This window comes from Lonsdalea quercina, assembly GCF_900107885.1.
Lineage (GTDB): Bacteria > Pseudomonadota > Gammaproteobacteria > Enterobacterales > Enterobacteriaceae > Lonsdalea > Lonsdalea quercina.
Window position 1 is genome coordinate 298,334 of sequence record NZ_FNQS01000001.1, and the last position, 19,710, is coordinate 318,043.

The 19,710-nt window shown below is 56.0% G+C and carries 19 protein-coding genes; 18 read left to right on the forward strand and 1 reads right to left on the reverse strand.

Annotation, left to right across the window (positions count from 1 at the left end):
* From lnt to BLU64_RS01380, 5 genes are all read left to right on the forward strand, one after another.
* Positions 1 to 1,533 (forward strand): apolipoprotein N-acyltransferase, encoded by a 1,533-nt coding sequence (lnt, locus tag BLU64_RS01360; protein WP_074727735.1) that lies wholly within the window; start codon positions 1 to 3, stop codon positions 1,531 to 1,533.
* 354 nt (positions 1,534 to 1,887) lie between these two features.
* A complete protein-coding gene (locus BLU64_RS01365; protein WP_026742765.1) occupies positions 1,888 to 2,784 on the forward strand; it encodes a glutamate/aspartate ABC transporter substrate-binding protein in 897 nt (298 codons plus the stop codon).
* 155 nt (positions 2,785 to 2,939) lie between these two features.
* Complete coding sequence (locus BLU64_RS01370; RefSeq protein WP_026742766.1) at positions 2,940 to 3,680, forward strand: amino acid ABC transporter permease; 741 nt, start codon at positions 2,940 to 2,942, stop codon at positions 3,678 to 3,680.
* Between the two features lie 2 nt (positions 3,681 to 3,682).
* Positions 3,683 to 4,357, forward strand: a complete 675-nt coding sequence (gltK, locus tag BLU64_RS01375) for a glutamate/aspartate ABC transporter permease GltK (RefSeq protein WP_026738939.1) — start codon at positions 3,683 to 3,685, stop codon at positions 4,355 to 4,357.
* Positions 4,357 to 5,082, forward strand: a complete 726-nt coding sequence (locus BLU64_RS01380; protein ID WP_026742767.1) for an amino acid ABC transporter ATP-binding protein — start codon at positions 4,357 to 4,359, stop codon at positions 5,080 to 5,082. The genes gltK and BLU64_RS01380 overlap by 1 nt, the downstream gene beginning before the upstream one ends.
* Before the next feature lie 143 nt (positions 5,083 to 5,225).
* On the opposite strand, the gene BLU64_RS01385 is transcribed toward BLU64_RS01380, so the two are convergent.
* Positions 5,226 to 5,708 carry a zinc ribbon-containing protein gene (locus BLU64_RS01385; RefSeq protein ID WP_026742768.1) on the reverse strand — a complete coding sequence of 161 codons (483 nt, stop codon included), beginning with the start codon at positions 5,706 to 5,708 and terminating at the stop codon, positions 5,226 to 5,228.
* Positions 5,709 to 6,046: 338 nt separating this feature from the next.
* Here BLU64_RS01385 and leuS point away from each other — a divergent pair, with 338 nt between their 5' ends.
* The 13 genes from leuS (at position 6,047) to lipA (ending at position 19,702) form a co-directional block, all read left to right on the forward strand.
* The gene (gene leuS, locus BLU64_RS01390; protein ID WP_074727737.1) at positions 6,047 to 8,629 is read left to right on the forward strand and encodes a leucine--tRNA ligase; all 2,583 of its coding nucleotides are present in this window, start codon (positions 6,047 to 6,049) and stop codon (positions 8,627 to 8,629) included.
* A 15-nt stretch (positions 8,630 to 8,644) separates the two neighbouring features.
* Entirely contained in the window at positions 8,645 to 9,202 is a 558-nt protein-coding gene (gene lptE / locus BLU64_RS01395; protein ID WP_026742770.1) for an LPS assembly lipoprotein LptE, read from the forward strand.
* On the forward strand, positions 9,199 to 10,233 hold the full coding sequence (gene holA / locus BLU64_RS01400) for a DNA polymerase III subunit delta (RefSeq protein WP_074727739.1): 1,035 nt from the start codon (positions 9,199 to 9,201) through the stop codon (positions 10,231 to 10,233). Before lptE ends, holA begins: the two co-directional genes overlap by 4 nt.
* A gap of 1 nt (position 10,234) precedes the next feature.
* Complete coding sequence (nadD, locus tag BLU64_RS01405; RefSeq protein ID WP_026742772.1) at positions 10,235 to 10,894, forward strand: nicotinate-nucleotide adenylyltransferase; 660 nt, start codon at positions 10,235 to 10,237, stop codon at positions 10,892 to 10,894.
* A 170-nt stretch (positions 10,895 to 11,064) separates the two neighbouring features.
* The gene (gene rsfS, locus BLU64_RS01410; protein ID WP_026738931.1) at positions 11,065 to 11,382 is read left to right on the forward strand and encodes a ribosome silencing factor; all 318 of its coding nucleotides are present in this window, start codon (positions 11,065 to 11,067) and stop codon (positions 11,380 to 11,382) included.
* Position 11,383: 1 nt separating this feature from the next.
* Positions 11,384 to 11,854 carry a 23S rRNA (pseudouridine(1915)-N(3))-methyltransferase RlmH gene (gene rlmH, locus BLU64_RS01415; protein WP_074727741.1) on the forward strand — a complete coding sequence of 157 codons (471 nt, stop codon included), beginning with the start codon at positions 11,384 to 11,386 and terminating at the stop codon, positions 11,852 to 11,854.
* 36 nt (positions 11,855 to 11,890) lie between these two features.
* Positions 11,891 to 13,795 (forward strand): peptidoglycan DD-transpeptidase MrdA, encoded by a 1,905-nt coding sequence (mrdA, locus tag BLU64_RS01420; RefSeq protein ID WP_026742774.1) that lies wholly within the window; start codon positions 11,891 to 11,893, stop codon positions 13,793 to 13,795.
* 8 nt (positions 13,796 to 13,803) lie between these two features.
* Positions 13,804 to 14,916 (forward strand): peptidoglycan glycosyltransferase MrdB, encoded by a 1,113-nt coding sequence (gene mrdB, locus BLU64_RS01425; RefSeq protein WP_026742775.1) that lies wholly within the window; start codon positions 13,804 to 13,806, stop codon positions 14,914 to 14,916.
* Between the two features lie 9 nt (positions 14,917 to 14,925).
* Positions 14,926 to 15,984: an endolytic peptidoglycan transglycosylase RlpA gene (rlpA, locus tag BLU64_RS01430; protein WP_026742776.1), complete on the forward strand. Its 1,059-nt coding sequence runs from the start codon at positions 14,926 to 14,928 to the stop codon at positions 15,982 to 15,984.
* 171 nt (positions 15,985 to 16,155) lie between these two features.
* Entirely contained in the window at positions 16,156 to 17,367 is a 1,212-nt protein-coding gene (gene dacA / locus BLU64_RS01435) for a D-alanyl-D-alanine carboxypeptidase DacA (protein ID WP_026742777.1), read from the forward strand.
* A 117-nt stretch (positions 17,368 to 17,484) separates the two neighbouring features.
* Positions 17,485 to 17,748, forward strand: coding sequence for a DUF493 family protein YbeD (gene ybeD, locus BLU64_RS01440; RefSeq protein ID WP_026738925.1), 264 nt, complete (start codon positions 17,485 to 17,487; stop codon positions 17,746 to 17,748).
* A 104-nt stretch (positions 17,749 to 17,852) separates the two neighbouring features.
* Positions 17,853 to 18,563, forward strand: coding sequence for a lipoyl(octanoyl) transferase LipB (gene lipB / locus BLU64_RS01445; RefSeq protein ID WP_026742779.1), 711 nt, complete (start codon positions 17,853 to 17,855; stop codon positions 18,561 to 18,563).
* Between the two features lie 173 nt (positions 18,564 to 18,736).
* Positions 18,737 to 19,702, forward strand: coding sequence for a lipoyl synthase (lipA, locus tag BLU64_RS01450; RefSeq protein WP_026742780.1), 966 nt, complete (start codon positions 18,737 to 18,739; stop codon positions 19,700 to 19,702).
* Positions 19,703 to 19,710: the final 8 nt, after the last annotated feature.

The following is a 19,710-nucleotide window of genomic DNA, read 5'->3' on the forward strand; positions in this document are numbered from 1 at the left end:
ATGACTGTTGCTTCCCTGTTACAACGCCAGCAGAGCCGGATTCTGCTGGCGCTTTTATTCGGCGCCAGCGGCACCCTGGCATTCTCCCCTTTTGATATCTGGCCCGCCGCGCTGGTCTCCCTGTTCGGTTTACAGGCGCTGACGCTGGGCCGCAACGTCCGTCAGTCTGCCGCCGTTGGCTTTGCTTGGGGCTTCGGGCTGTTCATCTGCGGCGTACAGTGGGTGTACGTCAGCATCGCCAACTTCGGTGGTATGCCCGGCCCCATCAACGTGGGTCTGGTCATTCTCCTGGCGCTTTATCTGGCGCTATATCCCATGGTGTTTGCCGGGATGCTGGCCCGTCTTTGGCCTAAAACGAGTCTGTTGCGTGTCGCCGTCGCTGCGCCCGCGCTATGGCAGTTGACCGAGTTTTTGCGCGGCTGGGTGCTGACCGGCTTTCCGTGGCTACAGTTCGGCTATAGCCAAATCGATGGCCCGCTCAAAGGTTTGGCGCCGATTCTCGGCGTAGACGCCATCACGTTTGTGCTGATGACCATCAGCGGTTTGCTGACATTCGCCATCGCTTCCCGCCGCTGGTTGCCAGCTGTCGCCGCGGCGGCCATCCTGTTACTGCTGTGGCCATTGCGAGGCATCGCTTGGTTCAAGCTGGAGCCTGAACGCGCGGTAACCGTCGCACTGGTGCAAGGTAATATACCGCAGTCCCTGAAATGGGACCCCGATGAGCTGCTGAACACGCTAAAAATCTATCTGGACAGCAGCCTGCCCGCGATGGGAAAAGCGCCGATCATCATTTGGCCGGAGTCGGCGATCCCCGACATAGAATCCCGCCAGCAGGCGTATTTGCATCTGGTCGATCGCGCACTGCTTGAGCGCCATAGCAGCCTGATCACCGGCATCGTCGACGTCCGTCCCAAAGACAACGACGCAGATTATTACAACAGCATCATCGTTCTGGGTGACCAGCAGCCTTATCGCTACCCCACCGGCAACCGCTACAACAAGCACCACTTGGTGCCTTTCGGCGAGTTTGTACCGCTGGAAACCCTGCTACGCCCGTTGGCGCCGCTGTTCGATCTGCCGATGTCGTCATTCAGCCGCGGTAGCTATGTGCAACCGCAGCTGGAAGTCAGCGGCTACCGGCTCACCGCCACGATTTGCTACGAAATCATCCTGGGTCAGCAGGTGCGGGACAACTTCCGCGAAAACACCGACATGCTGCTCACCATTTCCAACGATGCGTGGTTCGGTCACTCGATCGGTCCGTGGCAGCACTTCCAGATGGCGAGAATGCGCGCGCTGGAGCTGGGGCGCCCCTTGCTGCGCAGCACGAACAACGGCATTACGGCCGTCGTCACGCCGAATGGCGACGTCAGCGCCTCGCTGCCGCAGTTCACGCGTGATGTGCTGGAAACCTCCGTCACCCCGGCGACCGGCATGACGCCTTACGCGCGTTGGGGATCATGGCCGTTATGGACGCTGACGCTGCTGTTCGGCTTCTGCGCCATTTTCTCTCCCCTTATCCGCCGCCGCTGATCCTCTCCCTCGTTATCGGACATCGTGAATAAGAAAGGGCATGCTTAGCATGCCCTTTTCAACTCCTGGCATATTAATTGCTAAAACCTATGCGACGTGGCCAACCTGGCGTCTTTTAAGCATGTCTGATCCCACGCAGCACGAATTCGGGGCGGCGATAGCACCAAAGTAGTGCCAAGCCGACCAGGCGCTGCAATTTAGTGCAGAACAACGCTCAAAAAAGACACATAACGGCCTCAGATTGTTAACAGTTGGCTTTTTTTAACGATGTAGCTGTTTATTTGCGCTTTCGCGGTGCACCCGCAAAGCGCCACTCATTGATTAGCGCCATCACAACAGCAAAGGAGTTAGCACATGCAATTGCGTAAACTGGCACTTTCACTACTTCTGGCAGGTACGGCGGCAGGCAGTCTGGCTCACGCGGAAGAGCTGACCGGCACATTGAAGAAAGTGAAAGACAACGGGGTCATCGTTATCGGACACCGCGAATCTTCCGTTCCTTTCTCTTATTACGACAACCAGCAGAAAGTCGTAGGCTATTCCGAAGCCTATTCAGACAAGATCGTCGAAGCGGTCAAAAAGAAAATTGGTGCGCCAAACCTTCAGGTCAAACTGCTTCCTATCACCGCGCAAAACCGCATCCCGCTACTGCAAAATGGCACCTACGATCTGGAGTGCGGCTCCACCACCAATAATCTGGAGCGTCAGAAACAGGCCGACTTCTCCAACACTATCTTCATCATCGGCACCCGTCTGATGACCAAAGTGGATTCCGGCATCAAGGATTTCCCGGACTTGGCCGGCAAAACCGTCGTGGTGACCTCAGGAACCACCTCTGAAGTGTTGCTGAACAAGATGAACGACGAGAAGCAAATGAAGATGCGCATCATCAGCGCGAAAGACCACGGCGACGCATTCCGAACTCTGGAAAGCGGCCGAGCGGTCGCCTTTATGATGGATGATGCTCTGCTGGCGGGCGAACGCGCCAAGTCAAAAAATCAAAATCAGTGGGTCATTCTTGGACAACCGCAGTCCAAAGAGGCCTATGGCTGCATGATGCGTAAAGACGATCCGCAATTCAAAGCGCTGGTCGACGAAACCATCGCCCAGATCCAGACGTCGGGTGAAGCCGAAAAATGGTTTGAGACTTGGTTCCAGCAGCCTATTCCGCCGCGCAATCTGAACCTGAACTTCGAACTGTCTGACGATATGAAAGCCTTGTTCAAAGCACCTAACGACAAAGCCTTTTAAGCTGCATGCATCACAAGATAATCGGTTCAGGCATTTCGATTGCTGATTTGCGAACATGCTGGCGGGCTTGGGTCAGTCGCTCCCTGTCCTGAGCTCCAGACCGTTCGCAAGTCTTCGGGTAGCCTAGACGGCTACCCTTTTTACCGGAGTTTTTTATGTCAACAGATTGGAATTGGGGTATTTTCCTGCAATCCGCTCCATTCGGTAATACCACTTACCTTGGATGGATTATTTCCGGCCTACAGGTGACCGTCTCACTGTCCCTTTGCGCCTGGGTCATCGCATTCCTGCTGGGTTCGCTGCTGGGGATTATGCGTACCGCGCCCAACCGTTTCATTTCGGGCATCGGCACTTGTTACGTGGAGCTGTTTCGGAACGTCCCGCTCATCGTCCAGTTCTTTATCTGGTATCTCGTGGTTCCCGAACTGCTGCCGGTTGAACTTGGCATGTGGTTTAAAGCGGAGCTGGACCCGAATATTCAGTTCTTCCTGTCGTCCATGATCTGCCTCGGCATGTTCACGGCCGCACGCGTCTGCGAACAGGTACGCGCCGGCATTCAGTCTCTGCCCCGAGGCCAGAAAGCCGCCGGTCTGGCGATTGGCCTGACGCTGCCGCAGACCTACCGCTACGTGCTCTTGCCCAACGCCTATCGCGTCATTGTTCCACCGTTGACGTCAGAGATGCTTAACCTGGTCAAAAACTCCGCGATAGCCTCGACGATCGGCCTGGTCGACATGGCCGCGCAGGCGGGCAAGCTGCTCGACTATTCCGCGCACGCCTATGAGTCTTTCACGGCGATTACGCTGGCCTATATCGCCATCAACGCCATCATCATGTTGCTGATGCAGATCGTTGAACGAAAAACCCGTTTGACGGGCAATATGGGGAGCAAATAATAATGTATGAATTTGACTGGAGCTCCATCGCTCCCAGCCTGCCTTATCTGCTGCAAGGCCTTGGCGTCACGATTAAAATTACGGTGATTGCCGTTATTTTCGGTATTCTCTGGGGAACCCTTCTCGCCGTCATGCGGCTGTCTTCGTTCAAACCCATCAGCTGGTTCGCCAAACTGTACGTAAACTTGTTCCGCTCCGTACCGTTAGTCATGGTGCTGCTGTGGTTTTACCTGATCGTGCCAAGCTTTTTACAAAATGTGCTTGGGCTGTCGCCGAAAACCGATATTCGGCTAGTTTCGGCTATGGTAGCCTTCTCCCTGTTTGAGGCGGCCTACTACTCTGAAATCATCCGCGCCGGGATTCAGAGTATCGCGCGCGGCCAGGCTTCCGCCGCATTAGCGCTGGGCATGACCCACTGGCAGTCAATGAGATTGGTGATTCTGCCTCAGGCTTTCCGGGCAATGGTTCCGCTACTGCTGACTCAGGGTATTGTCCTGTTTCAGGACACCTCGCTGGTGTACGTGCTCAGTCTGGCCGATTTCTTCCGCACTGCCTCCAGCATCGGCGAGCGCGACGGAACGCAGGTTGAGATGATTCTGTTTGCCGGGTTTGTTTATTTTATTATCAGCATCTGCGCATCAATGCTGGTTAATTATCTGAAGAAAAGGACGGTTTGATGATTTCCCTGAAAAATGTTTCTAAGTGGTACGGTCAATTTCAGGTACTTACCGACTGCTCCACAGAAGTCAAAAAAGGTGAGGTAGTCGTCGTTTGCGGCCCTTCCGGCTCCGGTAAATCGACCCTCATCAAAACCGTTAATGGACTTGAACCCATTCAGGAAGGGCAGATTGAGGTTAATGGCATCGCCGTCAACGACAAACGCACTAATCTGGCCCAGCTTCGCTCCAAAGTCGGCATGGTATTCCAGCATTTTGAGCTGTTTCCGCATCTGTCGATCATCGACAACCTCACCCTGGCGCAGGTCAAGGTGCTCAAGCGTGAGCGTGAACCTGCGCGTGAAAAGGCCAGGAAACTGCTGGATCGCGTCGGTCTCTCCGCGCACGCGGACAAATATCCGGGACAGCTCTCCGGCGGCCAGCAGCAGCGTGTGGCTATCGCCCGTGCGCTGTGCATGGACCCTATCGCGATGCTGTTCGACGAACCGACCTCCGCGCTTGACCCGGAAATGATTAATGAAGTGCTGGACGTGATGGTCGAACTGGCGCAGGAAGGGATGACCATGATGGTCGTGACCCACGAAATGGGCTTTGCCCGCAAAGTGGCGCACCGGGTCATCTTTATGGACGAGGGCAAGATTGTCGAAGACACCCGCAAAGAGGACTTCTTCACCCATCCCAAGTCTGAACGAGCCAAAGACTTTCTGGCGAAAATCCTGCACTAAAACACCAGTACAGCGCCGTACATCACTGCATTACGTCAGCGCTCTGACCCAAAAAATCCCGGCAGCCGATGCCGGGATTTTTTTACATATCTATGGCGACCGTGGGAATGAACGTCGGAAACCTCGTGGGCGTGACGTTCTCGCTAGGGCTGGAAGGGCTGGCGATGAAATTGGTCGTGCGAACATTTCGGGCAGCGTGGCAAGACCTCCGGGGTATAAAAAGTCAGATGGTAGTGGCAGTTTTCGCACACCAGATTGCCCAGCCCCACCACCTCCCCGCTATGATAGACGCCGTGGTGGTTGACGTCCTGAAACATCTCCCGCCACTCCAACTGCGTCTTGTCTGTAATGTCCGCCAGCTCCTGCCACAGGCTTTCCTTGATAACACGCATAAAAACGCTGTCGTTGATCTCGTCCCGGCTCTCCTCATAGCTACGTGCGAACTCAGCGAGATCGCGCCGGATGGCCTGAAGGATCTGTTCGCCTTCCTGCTGCGTCAAGGCGTTATCCTCTGCGATACGGCGGCGCGCATGATCGATAAGCTTCGCCACATCACGTTCTCCCCCGTGCAAGCGCGCGGTGATATCCGACATCAACGTCTGGTAGTAACGGCCTACTTTATTCATTGCGACTCCTCAACAAACCGGGTGGGATGATGCGTGCGCCACGATATTCGTCGCCGGACGGCACCATGCTGACATCAGCACACAGGATAATTTCAGTGTAGATGAATTTTGTGTTCAAACCGCAGGCCGCGTCGCGCTCCCCGCTCCCCTGTCAATTTGCCGCAACCAGAAGTGTGAACGGGCCGTAGCAGACGAGCGTCCTCGGCAGAAATCCTCCCCGGACGGACTCAAGGTGTTGTTGCCCAAGACGCTTATCAGCTATGCTATGCGGATCTTTTAGTATGCACAATGGGCTACAAACGTAGCCATTATCACTACCCAAAGGACCACTGGCAGCCATGCACGAGCAATACCGCCCAGATGAAATAGAAGCGCAAGTCCAGCTTCACTGGCAAGAAAAACAAACCTTCAAAGTGACCGAAGACGCCAGCAAGGAAAAATACTATTGCCTTTCCATGCTGCCCTACCCTTCTGGCCGACTCCATATGGGACACGTCCGTAACTACACCATCGGCGATGTCATCTCGCGCTATCAGCGCATGCTCGGTAAAAACGTGCTGCAGCCTATCGGCTGGGATGCCTTTGGTCTGCCGGCGGAAGGCGCGGCGGTCAAGAATAAAACCGCTCCCGCCCCCTGGACCTACGACAATATCGAATACATGAAGAACCAGCTGAAACTGCTGGGCTTCGGCTACGATTGGGATCGCGAGATCGCCACCTGCAAACCTGACTACTATCGCTGGGAACAGTGGTTCTTCACCAAGCTGTACGAAAAGGGCCTGGTCTACAAGAAAACCTCCGCCGTCAACTGGTGCCCGAACGACCAGACCGTACTGGCCAACGAACAGGTCATCGACGGCTGCTGCTGGCGTTGTGACAGCAAAGTGGAACGCAAAGAAATCCCGCAGTGGTTCATCAAAATCACGGACTACGCGGACCAACTGCTGAACGATCTGGATACGCTGGAAAGCTGGCCCGAGCAGGTCAAAACCATGCAGCGCAACTGGATCGGCCGCTCCGAAGGCGTCGAAATCACCTTCGACATCGCGGACAGCGATCGCCAGATGACGGTTTACACGACGCGCCCCGATACCTTCATGGGCGTGACCTATGTCGCCGTCGCTGCAGGGCATCCTCTGTCTCTGCTGGCCGCAGAAAAAAATCCTGCGCTGAATGACTTCATCGAAGAGTGCCGCAATACCAAAGTGGCCGAAGCCGACATGGCGACGATGGAGAAAAAAGGCATGCCGACCGGCCTGTACGCTATCCACCCGCTGAACGGCGAAAAAGTACCGGTATGGATCGCAAACTTTGTGCTGATGGAATACGGCACCGGCGCGGTCATGGCCGTACCGGCTCACGACCAACGCGACTGGGAGTTCGCCACCAAATACGGGCTGCCGATCAAACAGGTTATTCAGGCCGCGGAAGGCCAAGACGTCGACCTGTCCGCTCAGGCGCTGACGGAGAAAGGACGCCTGTTCAACTCCGGCGAATTCGACGGTCTTGATTACGAAGAAGCCTTCAACGCCATCGCCGACACGCTGGTTGAGAAAGGCGTTGGTCAGCGCAAGGTCAACTACCGCCTGCGCGACTGGGGCGTTTCCCGTCAGCGTTACTGGGGCGCGCCGATCCCAATGGTCACGCTGGAAGACGGCACAGTCATACCGACGCCGGAAGATCAGCTGCCGGTCAAACTGCCCGAAGATGTGGTTATGGACGGCATCACCAGCCCGATCAAAGCCGATCCTGAATGGGCGAAAACCACGGTCAACGGCCAGCCTGCGCTGCGTGAAACCGATACCTTCGATACCTTCATGGAATCGTCCTGGTACTATGCGCGCTACACCTGCCCGCAATTCGACGAAGGCATGCTGGATCCCGCCGCGGCCAACTACTGGCTGCCGGTCGATCAGTATGTCGGCGGCATCGAACACGCCATCATGCATCTGATGTACTTCCGCTTCTTCCACAAACTGCTGCGCGACGCCGGTCTGGTCAACTCCGACGAACCTGCGAAACGCCTGCTGTGTCAGGGGATGGTGCTGGCGGACGCGTTCTACTATGTCGGCCAAAACGGCGAGCGCGTGTGGATCTCTCCTGCCGACGTGACCGTTGAGCGCGATGAGAAAGGCCGTATCGTGAAAGCGTTCGACGCCGAAGGCCGCGAGGTGATCTATGCCGGCATGAGCAAAATGTCGAAGTCGAAAAACAACGGCATCGACCCGCAGGTCATGGTGGAAAAATACGGCGCGGATACCGTCCGTTTGTTTATGATGTTCGCCTCCCCGGCGGAAATGACGCTGGAGTGGCAGGAATCCGGCGTGGAAGGAGCCAACCGCTTCCTGAAACGCGTGTGGAAACAGGTGCTGGATCATACCGCCAAAGGCGCCGTACAGCCGCTGGACGTCGCGAAATTGACGGACGATCAGAAAGCGCTGCGCCGCGACCTGCACAAAACCATCGCCAAGGTCACCGACGATATTGGTCGTCGCCAGACGTTCAATACCGCCATTGCCGCTATCATGGAACTGATGAACAAGCTGGCGAAGGCTTCACAGGAAAGTGAGCAGGATCGCGCCCTGACTCAGGAAACGCTGCTGGCCGTCGTCCGTATGCTGTATCCGTTCACCCCGCATATTTGCTTCACGCTGTGGCAAGAGCTGCACGGCGAAAGCGATATCGATAACGCACCGTGGCCGGTTGCGGATGAACAGGCTATGGTTGAAGACTCGAAGCTGATCGTAATTCAGGTCAACGGCAAAGTCCGCAGCAAAATTACCGTTGCGGCCGACGCCAACGAACAGCAAGTTCGTGAACGCGCGGCAGAAGAACCGCTGGTGGCCAAGTACCTTAATGGCGTTACCGTGCGGAAAGTGATCTACGTCCCTGGAAAGCTGCTTAACCTGGTTGTGGGTTAAGACGAGGAGGAACTTGTGCGACACCCACTATTGACGTTGTTGCTGGGACTGGCGGTACTTATCACCGCCGGTTGCGGTTTTCATCTGCGCGGCACGACTCAGGTGCCGCATCAGTTGCATAACCTGATTCTGGATAGCTCAGACCCGTATGGGCCGATGACGCGCGCGGTGCGCGAACAGCTTCGTCTCAACAATGTGAACATCGTTGAGAATTCAAAACGCCAGGACATTCCGTCCCTGCGCGTGCTGAATACGACGCTGGCGCGCAGCACTGCGTCTGTTTTCCAAGATGGTAAGGCTGCCGAATACCAGTTTGTCATGGAGCTGAAAGCGCAGGTGCTGATGCCAGGAGACGATATCTACCCGATAAACGTCAAAGTCTTCCGCACCTTCTTCGATAACCCGCTCACGGCGCTCGCCAAAGATGCCGAGCAGGATATTATTATGCAGGAAATGCGCGAGCAGGCAGCACAACAGCTGGTACGTAGCCTGTTGACCGTGAAGGGAAGCAAAAACATCGAGCAGAACAAAGAAACACCGCCCTCTGCTCCAGCCGCTCCCGCACGTTCATGACACGGATTTATCCTGAGCAACTCGCCGCGCAGCTCCGAGAGGGGCTGCGCGGTTGTTATCTGCTATTCGGCAACGATCCACTGCTGCTGCAGGAAAGTCAGGATCACATCTGCCATACCGCTCAACAGCAAGATTTTCACGAACAATTCCGGTTTACGCTGGATAACACGACTGACTGGGACGCCATTTTCGGCGCCTGTCAGGCGCTGAGCTTATTCTCATCACGACAGATATTGTCGCTGACACTGCCAGACTCCGGTCCCGGCGCGCCGATAGGCGAACAACTGGTGAAACTCGCCGGGCTACTCCATCCTGACGTTCTGCTGATTTTGCGCGGCGCCAAGCTCACCCGCGCTCAGGAGAACAGCGCCTGGTTCAAAGCCTTGTCGCAGAAAAGCATCTACGTGCCCTGCATGACGCCCGAGCAAGAGCAGCTTCCGCGCTGGGTCATGCAACGCGCCAAGAGTATGAAGCTGGAACTGGATGAGCCAGCCTGCCAGCTCCTCTGCTACTGCTATGAAGGCAACCTGCTGGCGCTGTCCCAGGCGCTGGAACGTCTATCTTTACTCTACCCCGACGGCAAACTTCCGCTGCCTCGTGTTGAACAGGCCGTCAGCGATGCCGCGCATTTTTCGCCGTTTCATTGGCTGGACGCGCTCCTGGCGGGAAAAAGCAAACGCGCCTGGCACATCCTGCACCAGCTACGTCTGGAAGAGTGCGAACCCGTCATTCTGCTGCGAACCGTGCAGCGTGAACTGTTGCTGCTGCTGCAACTGAAACGGCAGATGGTCGCCACCCCGCTGCGCACCTTGTTTGACCAACATAAGATTTGGCAAAACCGCCGCCCCCTGATGACGCATGCGTTGCAGCGCCTGTCGTTGGAACAGTTACAACAGGCCATCACCCTGCTTGCCAGGCTGGAAATCACCCTGAAACAGAATTATGGCCAACCTATTTGGGCAGAGCTGGAGACGCTGGCGATGATCTTGTGTGGAAAAGCCCTGCCCAATAGTCTGATTGAGGTCTACTGATTTGCCAATCCCGGATACCACTAGCGAACTGACCGCCTACTTCGGCGGTACGTTCGACCCCATTCACTTCGGTCACCTGCGCCCCGTCGCCGCGCTGGCGGCCGAAGTCGGACTGCGGCAGGTCGTCCTGCTGCCCAATAATGTTCCCCCTCACCGCGAACAACCTGAAGCCAACGCCCGCCAGCGTAAAGAAATGGCCACGCTGGCGATCGCGCATCACCCGCTTTTCCGCATCGATGACCGCGAACTCCAGCGGGAAACGCCTTCATACACGATTGAGACATTGGAAGCGTTAAGACAGGAAGCCGGGCCGACGGCACCTTTGGCGTTTATCATCGGTCAGGATTCGCTGCTCACGCTGCATCACTGGCATCGCTGGCAGGAAATGCTGTCCTATTGCCACCTGCTGGTATGCGCCCGCCCAGGCTATAGCCGCACGCTGGAAACCCCTGAATTGCAGCAATGGCTGACGTCCCGTCACACTACCGAGGTTAGCCAGTTGCATCAGCGTCCGCACGGGTTAATCTATCTGGCGAACACTCCGCTGCTCCCCATTTCTGCGACTGAAATCCGTCAGCGCAGGCAACAGGGGCGCGACTGCAGCGACCTTTTGCCCGCCCCCGTGCTGAATTATATAGACACACACGGGCTGTACCGATAGCGACGGCTTTATACCACTCAACATGACTGCATGGTATACTCCGCCGCTGGTTCGAACGGCAGGCAACCGGCCTGCCGCGGCAGACTCGCCACGCTTTTGCGCGCATGCTGAAAGCGACATCGCTCCGCCCATCAAGCTCAGGCTGATTAACATTACCCCAGGGGGAACATTTGCAAGGCCAAGCACTCCAAGACTTCGTTATTGATAAAATCGACGACCTAAAAGGTCAGGATATCGTGGCGTTGGACGTCACCAATAAGTCCAGCATCACAGACTGCATGATCATCTGTACCGGAACTTCCAGCCGCCACGTCGCGTCCATCGCCGACCACGTCGTGCAGGAATCTCGCGCCGCCGGTCTGCTCCCGCTGGGCGTAGAAGGCGAAGCGCTGGCTGACTGGGTTGTTGTCGACCTGGGCGACGTGATTGTCCATGTCATGCAGGAAGACAGCCGTCAACTGTACGAACTGGAAAAGCTCTGGAGTTGATATGAAACTGCAACTGGTCGCCGTGGGCACCAAAATGCCCGACTGGGTGCAGACCGGATTTAGCGATTATTTGCACCGTTTCCCAAAGGATATGCCACTGGAACTGGTGGAGATCCCTGCCGGGAAACGGGGCAAAAACGCCGATATTCGCCGCATTCTTGAGCGAGAAGGCGAACAAATGCTGGCCGCCGTGGGAAAAGGCAACCTGATTGTGACGCTGGATATTCCCGGCTCACAGTGGGAAACCCCGCAGTTGGCCCAACAGCTGGAACGTTGGAAACGGGACGGACGCAACGTGAGTTTGCTGATTGGCGGGCCGGAAGGCCTGTCGCCGCAGTGCAAGGCGGCGGCCGAACAGAGCTGGTCACTGTCCCCATTGACGCTGCCCCACCCGCTGGTGCGCGTGCTGGTGGCAGAGAGCCTATACCGTGCCTGGAGCATTACGGCTAACCATCCTTACCACCGGGAGTAAGGCGATACCATGAACTATCAGAACTGATCCTGCCGGATGAACATAGAGCGTAAACCTTTTCGTGATTATACGGCTGAGTCGGCCCTGTTTGTACGCCGCGCGCTGGTGGCGTTTTTGGGCATTCTGCTGCTGATCGGCATCCTCGTTGTCAATCTGTACCATCTACAGATTTCACGCTTTGACGACTACCGCACCCGTTCCAACGAAAACCGCATAAAGCTGGTCCCTATCGCGCCCAGCCGTGGCATTATCTATGACCGCAACGGCACGCCGCTGGCCCTGAACCGGACCATTTACCAGCTAGAGCTGATCCCCGAAAAGGTCAATAATCTCGAAGCCACGCTGGACGCACTGAAGCCCATCGCCGATCTTACCGACGAAGACCTGGATGCTTTCCGCAAAGAGCGCAAGCGTTCGCGCCGTTTCACCTCAATCGCGGTGAAAACCGGCCTGTCCGATGTGCAGGTCGCGCGCTTTGCGGTGAACCAATATCGCTTCCCCGGCGTTGAAGTCAAAGGCTACCAGCGCCGCTACTATCCCTACGGATCTGCGCTGACCCACGTCATCGGCTACGTATCCAAAATCAACGACCGGGATCTCGACCGGCTGGCGAAAGAGGACAAGCTGGCGGACTACGCGGCAACGCACGATATCGGCAAACTCGGCATTGAGCGCTACTACGAAGACCTGCTGCACGGCAAACCGGGCTATGAAGAGGTTGAAGTCAATAACCGCGGCCGCGTCATTCGCCAGCTGCATGAGCAGCCGCCGCAGGCCGGCAAAGATATCTATCTGACGCTGGATCTGAATCTACAGATTTACATCGAAAAACTGTTGGAAGGCAGCCGGGCCGCCGTCATCGTCACCGATCCGCGCGACGGCGGTCTTTTGGCGATGGTCTCTACGCCCAGCTACAACCCAAACCTGTTTGTCGACGGCATTTCAGGCAAAGATTATCGCACGCTGCTCAACGACCCCAACCGTCCGCTCATCAACCGTGCCACGCAAGGCGTCTATCCGCCGGCTTCTACCGTAAAACCCTATATCGCAGTTTCCGCGCTGACGGCGGGCGTCATTACGCCCAATACGTCGCTGTTCGACCCGGGTTGGTGGCAGCTTCCGGGTTCGGAAAAACGCTTCCGCGACTGGAAGAAATGGGGACACGGACGGCTTAATCTGACCAAAGCGCTGGAAGAGTCGGCGGATACCTATTTCTACCAGGTCGCCTACGATATGGGCATCGATCGCCTGTCTGAATGGATGACGAAATTCGGTTACGGGGACTATACCGGTATCGATTTGTCTGAAGAGCGCGCCGGGATCATGCCGACGCGCGACTGGAAAATGCGGCGATATAAAAAACCGTGGTATCAGGGCGATACCATCCCAGTCGGTATCGGTCAGGGCTACTGGACCGCAACGCCCATCCAAATGCTGAAAGCGCTGACGACGCTGATCAATGACGGTCAGGTTAAAACGCCGCATCTGCTCGCCAGCACGCAGGAGCATGGCGTCAAAGTGCCTTTCGCACAGCGAGAGCATACGCAGATTGGCGATATTCACTCGGGCTATTGGGAACTGGTCAAAGACGGCATGTATGGCGTAGCCAACCGCGCCAACGGCACTGCGCACAAAAGCTTTGCTGACTCGCCGTACAAAATCGCGGCCAAGTCCGGTACGGCGCAGGTATTCGGCCTGAAGGAAAATGAGACCTATAACGCTCATAAAATTGCTGAACGGCTGCGCGATCACAAGCTCATGGTAGCTTTCGCCCCGTACAATGACCCTAAAGTGGCCATGACCATCATTTTGGAAAACGGCGGCGCCGGACCCGCAGTCGGGACTATCGTGCGTCAGATCCTCGACCATATTATTTTGGGCGACAACAACGTCAATCTCCCGGTCGCGCCCCCCGCGCCTCCCGGCAGTGAAACTGAGTAGGCAAATTCATGACCGACAGCCAACAAAAAGGCTCATTTTGGACCAAGATCCATATTGACCTCCCGTTTCTACTCTGCGTACTGGCACTGCTCTCCTACAGCCTGATTGTCATGTGGAGCGCCAGCGGGCAGAACATTGATATGATGGAGCGCAAAGTCGCTCAATGCGTGCTCGGCCTGATTGTGATGATCATCATGGCGCAGATCCCGCCCCGTGTGTACGAAGGCTGGGCGCCCTACTTATATGTCGTGTGCGTGATCCTGCTGGTATTAGTGGACGTGTTCGGCCAGATTAGTAAAGGCGCGCAGCGCTGGTTGGATCTGGGCGTGGTCCGGTTCCAGCCGTCCGAGATCGCCAAAATTGCGGTTCCATTGATGGTATCGCGCTATATCAACCGCGATATGTGTCCTCCATCCCTGAAAAATACCGCCATTGCGCTGGCCTTGATTTTCGTGCCTACGCTGCTGGTGGCGGCGCAGCCTGATCTGGGAACGTCGATTCTGATCTGCGCGTCAGGCCTGTTCGTTCTCTTTCTCGCGGGGATGAGCTGGCGACTGATTGGCTTCGCCGCACTGCTGCTGGCCGCCTTCATTCCCATTCTTTGGTTCTTCCTGATGCACGACTATCAGCGAGATAGGGTAATGATGCTGCTGGACCCGGAAAGCGATCCTTTGGGGGCGGGTTATCATATTATCCAGTCCAAAATCGCCATCGGTTCTGGCGGCCTTTCCGGCAAAGGCTGGTTGCAGGGCACGCAGTCGCAGCTGGAGTTCCTGCCGGAACGCCATACCGACTTCATCTTCGCCGTTTTGGCGGAAGAGCTTGGCCTGATCGGCGTACTGATCCTGCTGACGCTTTATCTGTTCCTGATTATGCGCGGTCTGGTGATCGCCGCCAACGCGCAAAACTCCTTTGGCCGCGTCATGGTCGGCGGTTTGATGCTAATCTTCTTTGTCTACGTTTTCGTCAACATCGGCATGGTCAGTGGTATTCTGCCCGTGGTCGGTGTACCGCTGCCACTGGTCAGCTATGGCGGATCGGCTCTGGTGGTCTTGATGGCGGGATTCGGTATCGTCATGTCGATACATACTCACCGCAAAATGTTATCCAAAAGCTTATAGAGGTGGGCAATGCGTAAGAATTGGCTAGGAATTTTAGCGCTCGGTCTGCTGTTGTCTGGCTGTAGCGCCGAGACGGAACAGGCGAGGTCCGCGCCCGCCGCGCCGGCGGTTTACAACGGCCCTGTCGAAGAAATCGGCGGCGCGGAGCCGCGCTATGAACCATTTAATCCTTCCACAATGCAGGATTACACCGTTAACGGCCGAAGCTACAAAATCGTCAAAAATCCGCAGAACTTCAGCCAGACCGGTTTGGCGACCTGGTACGGTGAAGAACTCTCGGGTAACCGCACATCCATTGGCGAAGAGTTCGATCCCAATGCGCTGGCCGCCGCGCATCCTACTCTTCCCATTCCCAGCTATGTGCGCGTGACCAACCTCAGCAATGGGCGAAAACTGGTGGTCCGCGTCAACGATCGCGGCCCGTTCACGCCGGGTAGAATCATTGATTTGACGCGCGCCGCGGGTGAGCGACTGAATATATCCAACAATACCCGCGTCAAAGTCGACTTCATTAGCGTGGCGCCCGACGGTACGCTGTCAGGACCGGGCACTGTCGGCACCCGCGTGGCCAAGCAGAGCTTCGCCCTGCCCGAACGCCCTAACCTCAGTGCCAGCGGAATGAGCGCGCCGGTTATGTCCCCGGCAACCGGCAACGTCACCACACCGCCCGTCGCCGATACGGCCACAGACAACGCCGCCTCAGCCGTATCGCCAACCGCCAATTCGACCCCAAGCGGCGGATTCCTTGGCGCGCCTCAGCCGCTGCGCAGCGGCGTTCTGGAAACGCCCCAATCGACTGAGACAACGGCGGCCACGCCCGCAGTCGTGACGACGCCTACAGCTAGCGGCAACGTAGTGGTTCAGGTCGGTGCGCTCAAGGACTCACAACGCGCCGATGCCTGGCTGAGTAGTCTGAAAAGTCGCTTCAATGTCCAAGGTAATGTCACGCAGAACAATGGGCTGTATCGCGTTCAGTTAGGTCCGTTCACCAGCCGACAGCAGGCGCTAGAGCTACAGCAGCGGCTGGCAAGCGAAGCGCAGCAGCAGTCTTTTATCACGACGCTGTAGGCCGATACCCACCGGGGAAGCGAAAGTGACATCGTCTTTCCCCGTCAAGACGTCGCCCGGCGGGACCCTTCGGCAAAATTGCGTAACGTATTATCTGATGCCGCCCAGGATCTTCATCTGCTATAGTGTGACTCGTTTTTAACTCATACCCATGGATGTTGTTGTTCCATCATGAATACAGAAACCGCAACTCGTTTTATGCCACGCATCGTGCTGGGCTCACTACTGGCACTCTGTGCGTCGACCTTCGCCCACGCCGACGACGTCAACCTTAAAACCATGATCCCCGGCGTGCCGCAGATCGACGCCGAAGCTTATATTCTGATTGATTACAACTCGGGTAAAGTCCTGGCGGAAATGAACGCCGACACCCGTCGTAATCCGGCCAGTCTGACTAAAATGATGACCAGTTATGTCATCGGCCAAGCCATCAAGGCGGGGAAAATCACCCCTAACGATGTTGTGACCATCGGTAAAGATGCCTGGGCGACCGGCAACCCGGAGTTTCAGGGATCTTCTCTGATGTTTCTGAAGCCCGGAGACCGCGTCAGCGTCTCTCTGCTTAACAAAGGGATTATTCTGCAGTCGGGCAACGACGCCTGCGTCGCCATGGCGGACTATGTCGCCGGCAGTCAGGACTCGTTCGTCAACCTGATGAACAACTACGTTAACGCGCTGGGCCTGCAAAATACCCAGTTCAAAACCGTACACGGACTGGATGCCGAAGGGCAGTACAGTTCAGCTCGGGATATGGCGCTTATCGGGCAGGCGCTGATCCGCGACGTACCGGACGAGTACGCGACCTATAAAGAAAAAGAGTTCACCTTCAACAACATTCGTCAGACCAACCGTAATGGACTGCTGTGGGATTCCAGCCTGACTGTAGACGGAATCAAAACCGGCCATACCTCTTCCGCTGGTTACAACCTCGTCGCCTCAGCGACCGAAGGTCAGACACGCCTGATTTCCGCCGTGCTTGGCGGTCGGACATTCAAAGGCCGTGAAACGGAAAGTAAAAAACTGCTGACCTGGGGCTTCCGTTTCTTCGAGACCGTGGCGCCGCTGAAATCCGGCAAAGAGTTCGCGTCAGAACCGGTCTGGTTCGGCGACAGCGATCGCGTTGCGCTGAGCGTAGAAAAAGATGTTTACATGACCATCCCGCGCGGTCGAATGAAAGATCTGAAAGCCAGCTATGTGTTGAACAACACTGAGCTGCACGCGCCGCTGAGCAAAAATCAGGTCGTCGGCACCATCAACTTCCAGTTGGATGGCAAGACCATTGAACAGCGCCCGCTGGTGGTGATGAACGAAGTGAAAGAAGGCGGCATTTTCAGCCGACTGATGGACTATGTGAAGCTCATGTTCCACCGCTGGTTCAGCTGATCCCCTCTTGTTTTCGGGCATAAAGCCCCCATATCACACGGATAACCACACTCCCGCCTTGGCGGGAGTTATACTTTTTATCGTCTTACCGTTAGAAAACCACTCTGGAGTATCTTAATGAAAACCAAACTCAACGAACTGCTTGAATTCCCCTGCTCCTTTACCTATAAGGTGATGGGTCTGGCGCAGCCGGAGCTCGTCGATCAGGTGGTTGAAGTCGTACAGCGTCATGCGCCGGGTGACTACACGCCGCAAATCAAACCCAGCGCGAAGGGCAACTACCATTCGGTTTCCATCACGATTAACGCAACGCACGTCGAGCAGGTTGAGACGTTGTACGAAGAGCTGGGCAAAATCGACATCGTACGTATGGTGCTTTAATTTCGTCGACGATTTCCACCGGAAGACCAGCGCAGACAACAAGCGCTATTCGCCCCCACGGCGGTATCCAGTATACTGACCGCCATTCATTCCCGACTCTGAAGATGACGCCAGTGGAACAAAACAAGATCATCATACGTCAGCTAGGCTTACTCCCTTACGAGCAAGTATCCTTGGCGATGCACCACTTCACCGAACGACGCGATGGCGACAGCGCTGACGAGCTATGGCTGGTTCAGCACTCCCCGGTGTTTACGCAGGGACAGGCGGGCAAGGCGGAACACGTGCTGACGCCGGGAGATATCCCGGTCATCCAGAGCGACCGCGGGGGACAAGTCACCTATCATGGCCCGGGCCAGCAGGTGATGTATGCAATGATTGACATTAAACGCCGCAAAGTCGGTGTCCGTCAGTTGGTCAGCGCGATTGAACAGACTGTCGTCGATACGTTGGCGCATTTCGAGATCGAAGCGCACGCTCGCCCGGACGCCCCTGGTGTGTATGTCGGCGATAAAAAAATCTGCTCGCTTGGCTTGCGCATTCGGCATGGCTGCTCATTTCATGGTCTGGCGCTTAATATTGCGATGGATTTGTCGCCTTTCCAGCGCATCAATCCGTGCGGTTATGAGGGTATGCAAATGACGCAGATCCGCGATCTCATACCCAGCGCGACCATCGAGGAGACGGCCCCCGTCCTGACCGCCGCCTTTATGCGGCTACTCGGGTACACAGAGAGCGAATGGATAGACTGGGCGTGGGAACAGCAGGGAGAACCGCAGCCGACGGCGTATTTTTCGTCCGGCCGCCCGGCATAATCATTACATTCCATTTACACTAATGATGCTTTTTGCCTGTTCGAGGGCTGATTGTCACCGGGCAATGATGATATAATTTTGTGAGTTTTTTAAAAAAAAGTTTAACGACTCACGCGATTCATGAATTAGTCGTTAATTCATGACAGCGATTCAGAACTGGAACTTACGCAAACATGAGTAAACCGATTCAGATCGAACGTGGCGTAAAATACCGCGACGCCGATAAACTGGCCTTGATTCCTGTACGGACCGTTGCCGTTGAACGCCAGGATATGCTGCGCAAACCCGAATGGATGAAGATTAAACTCCCTGCCGACTCAAGCCGGATCAAGGGGATTAAAGATGCCATGCGCCGCAATGGACTGCATTCGGTTTGTGAAGAAGCCTCCTGCCCTAACCTGGCTGAATGTTTTAACCACGGTACGGCCACCTTCATGATCCTCGGCGCAATCTGTACCCGCCGCTGCCCTTTCTGCGATGTTGCGCATGGCCGACCGATAGCGCCCGACGCCAATGAACCGGAAAAGCTGGCGCAGACGATCCACGATATGGGTCTGCGTTATGTCGTTATCACATCGGTAGACCGTGATGATCTGCGTGATGGCGGCGCTCAGCACTTCGCCGACTGCATTAGCGCTATCCGTCGTAAAAGTCCGCAGATTAAGATTGAAACGCTGGTGCCGGACTTCCGCGGCCGGATGGATCGCGCGTTGGAGATTCTTAATGCCAGCCCGCCGGACGTCTTCAACCACAACCTCGAAAACGTACCACGTCTATATCGTCAGGTCCGTCCCGGCGCCAACTATGAGTGGTCGCTTAAACTGCTGGAAAACTTCAAGACCGCGCATCCGGACATCCCGACGAAATCGGGTCTGATGGTAGGACTGGGTGAAACCAATGAAGAGATTGTGGAAGTGATGCGCGATCTGCGTCGTCACGGCGTGACAATGCTCACGTTAGGTCAATATCTGCAACCCAGCCGTCACCATCTTGCAGTGAAACGCTATGTGCCGCCGGAAGAGTTTGATGAGATGAAACAGGAAGCGCTGGCGATGGGGTTCACCCATGCCGCTTGCGGGCCTTTCGTACGTTCGTCCTACCACGCCGACCTGCAGGCGAAAGGCGAAGAGGTCAAATAATCGGTCTA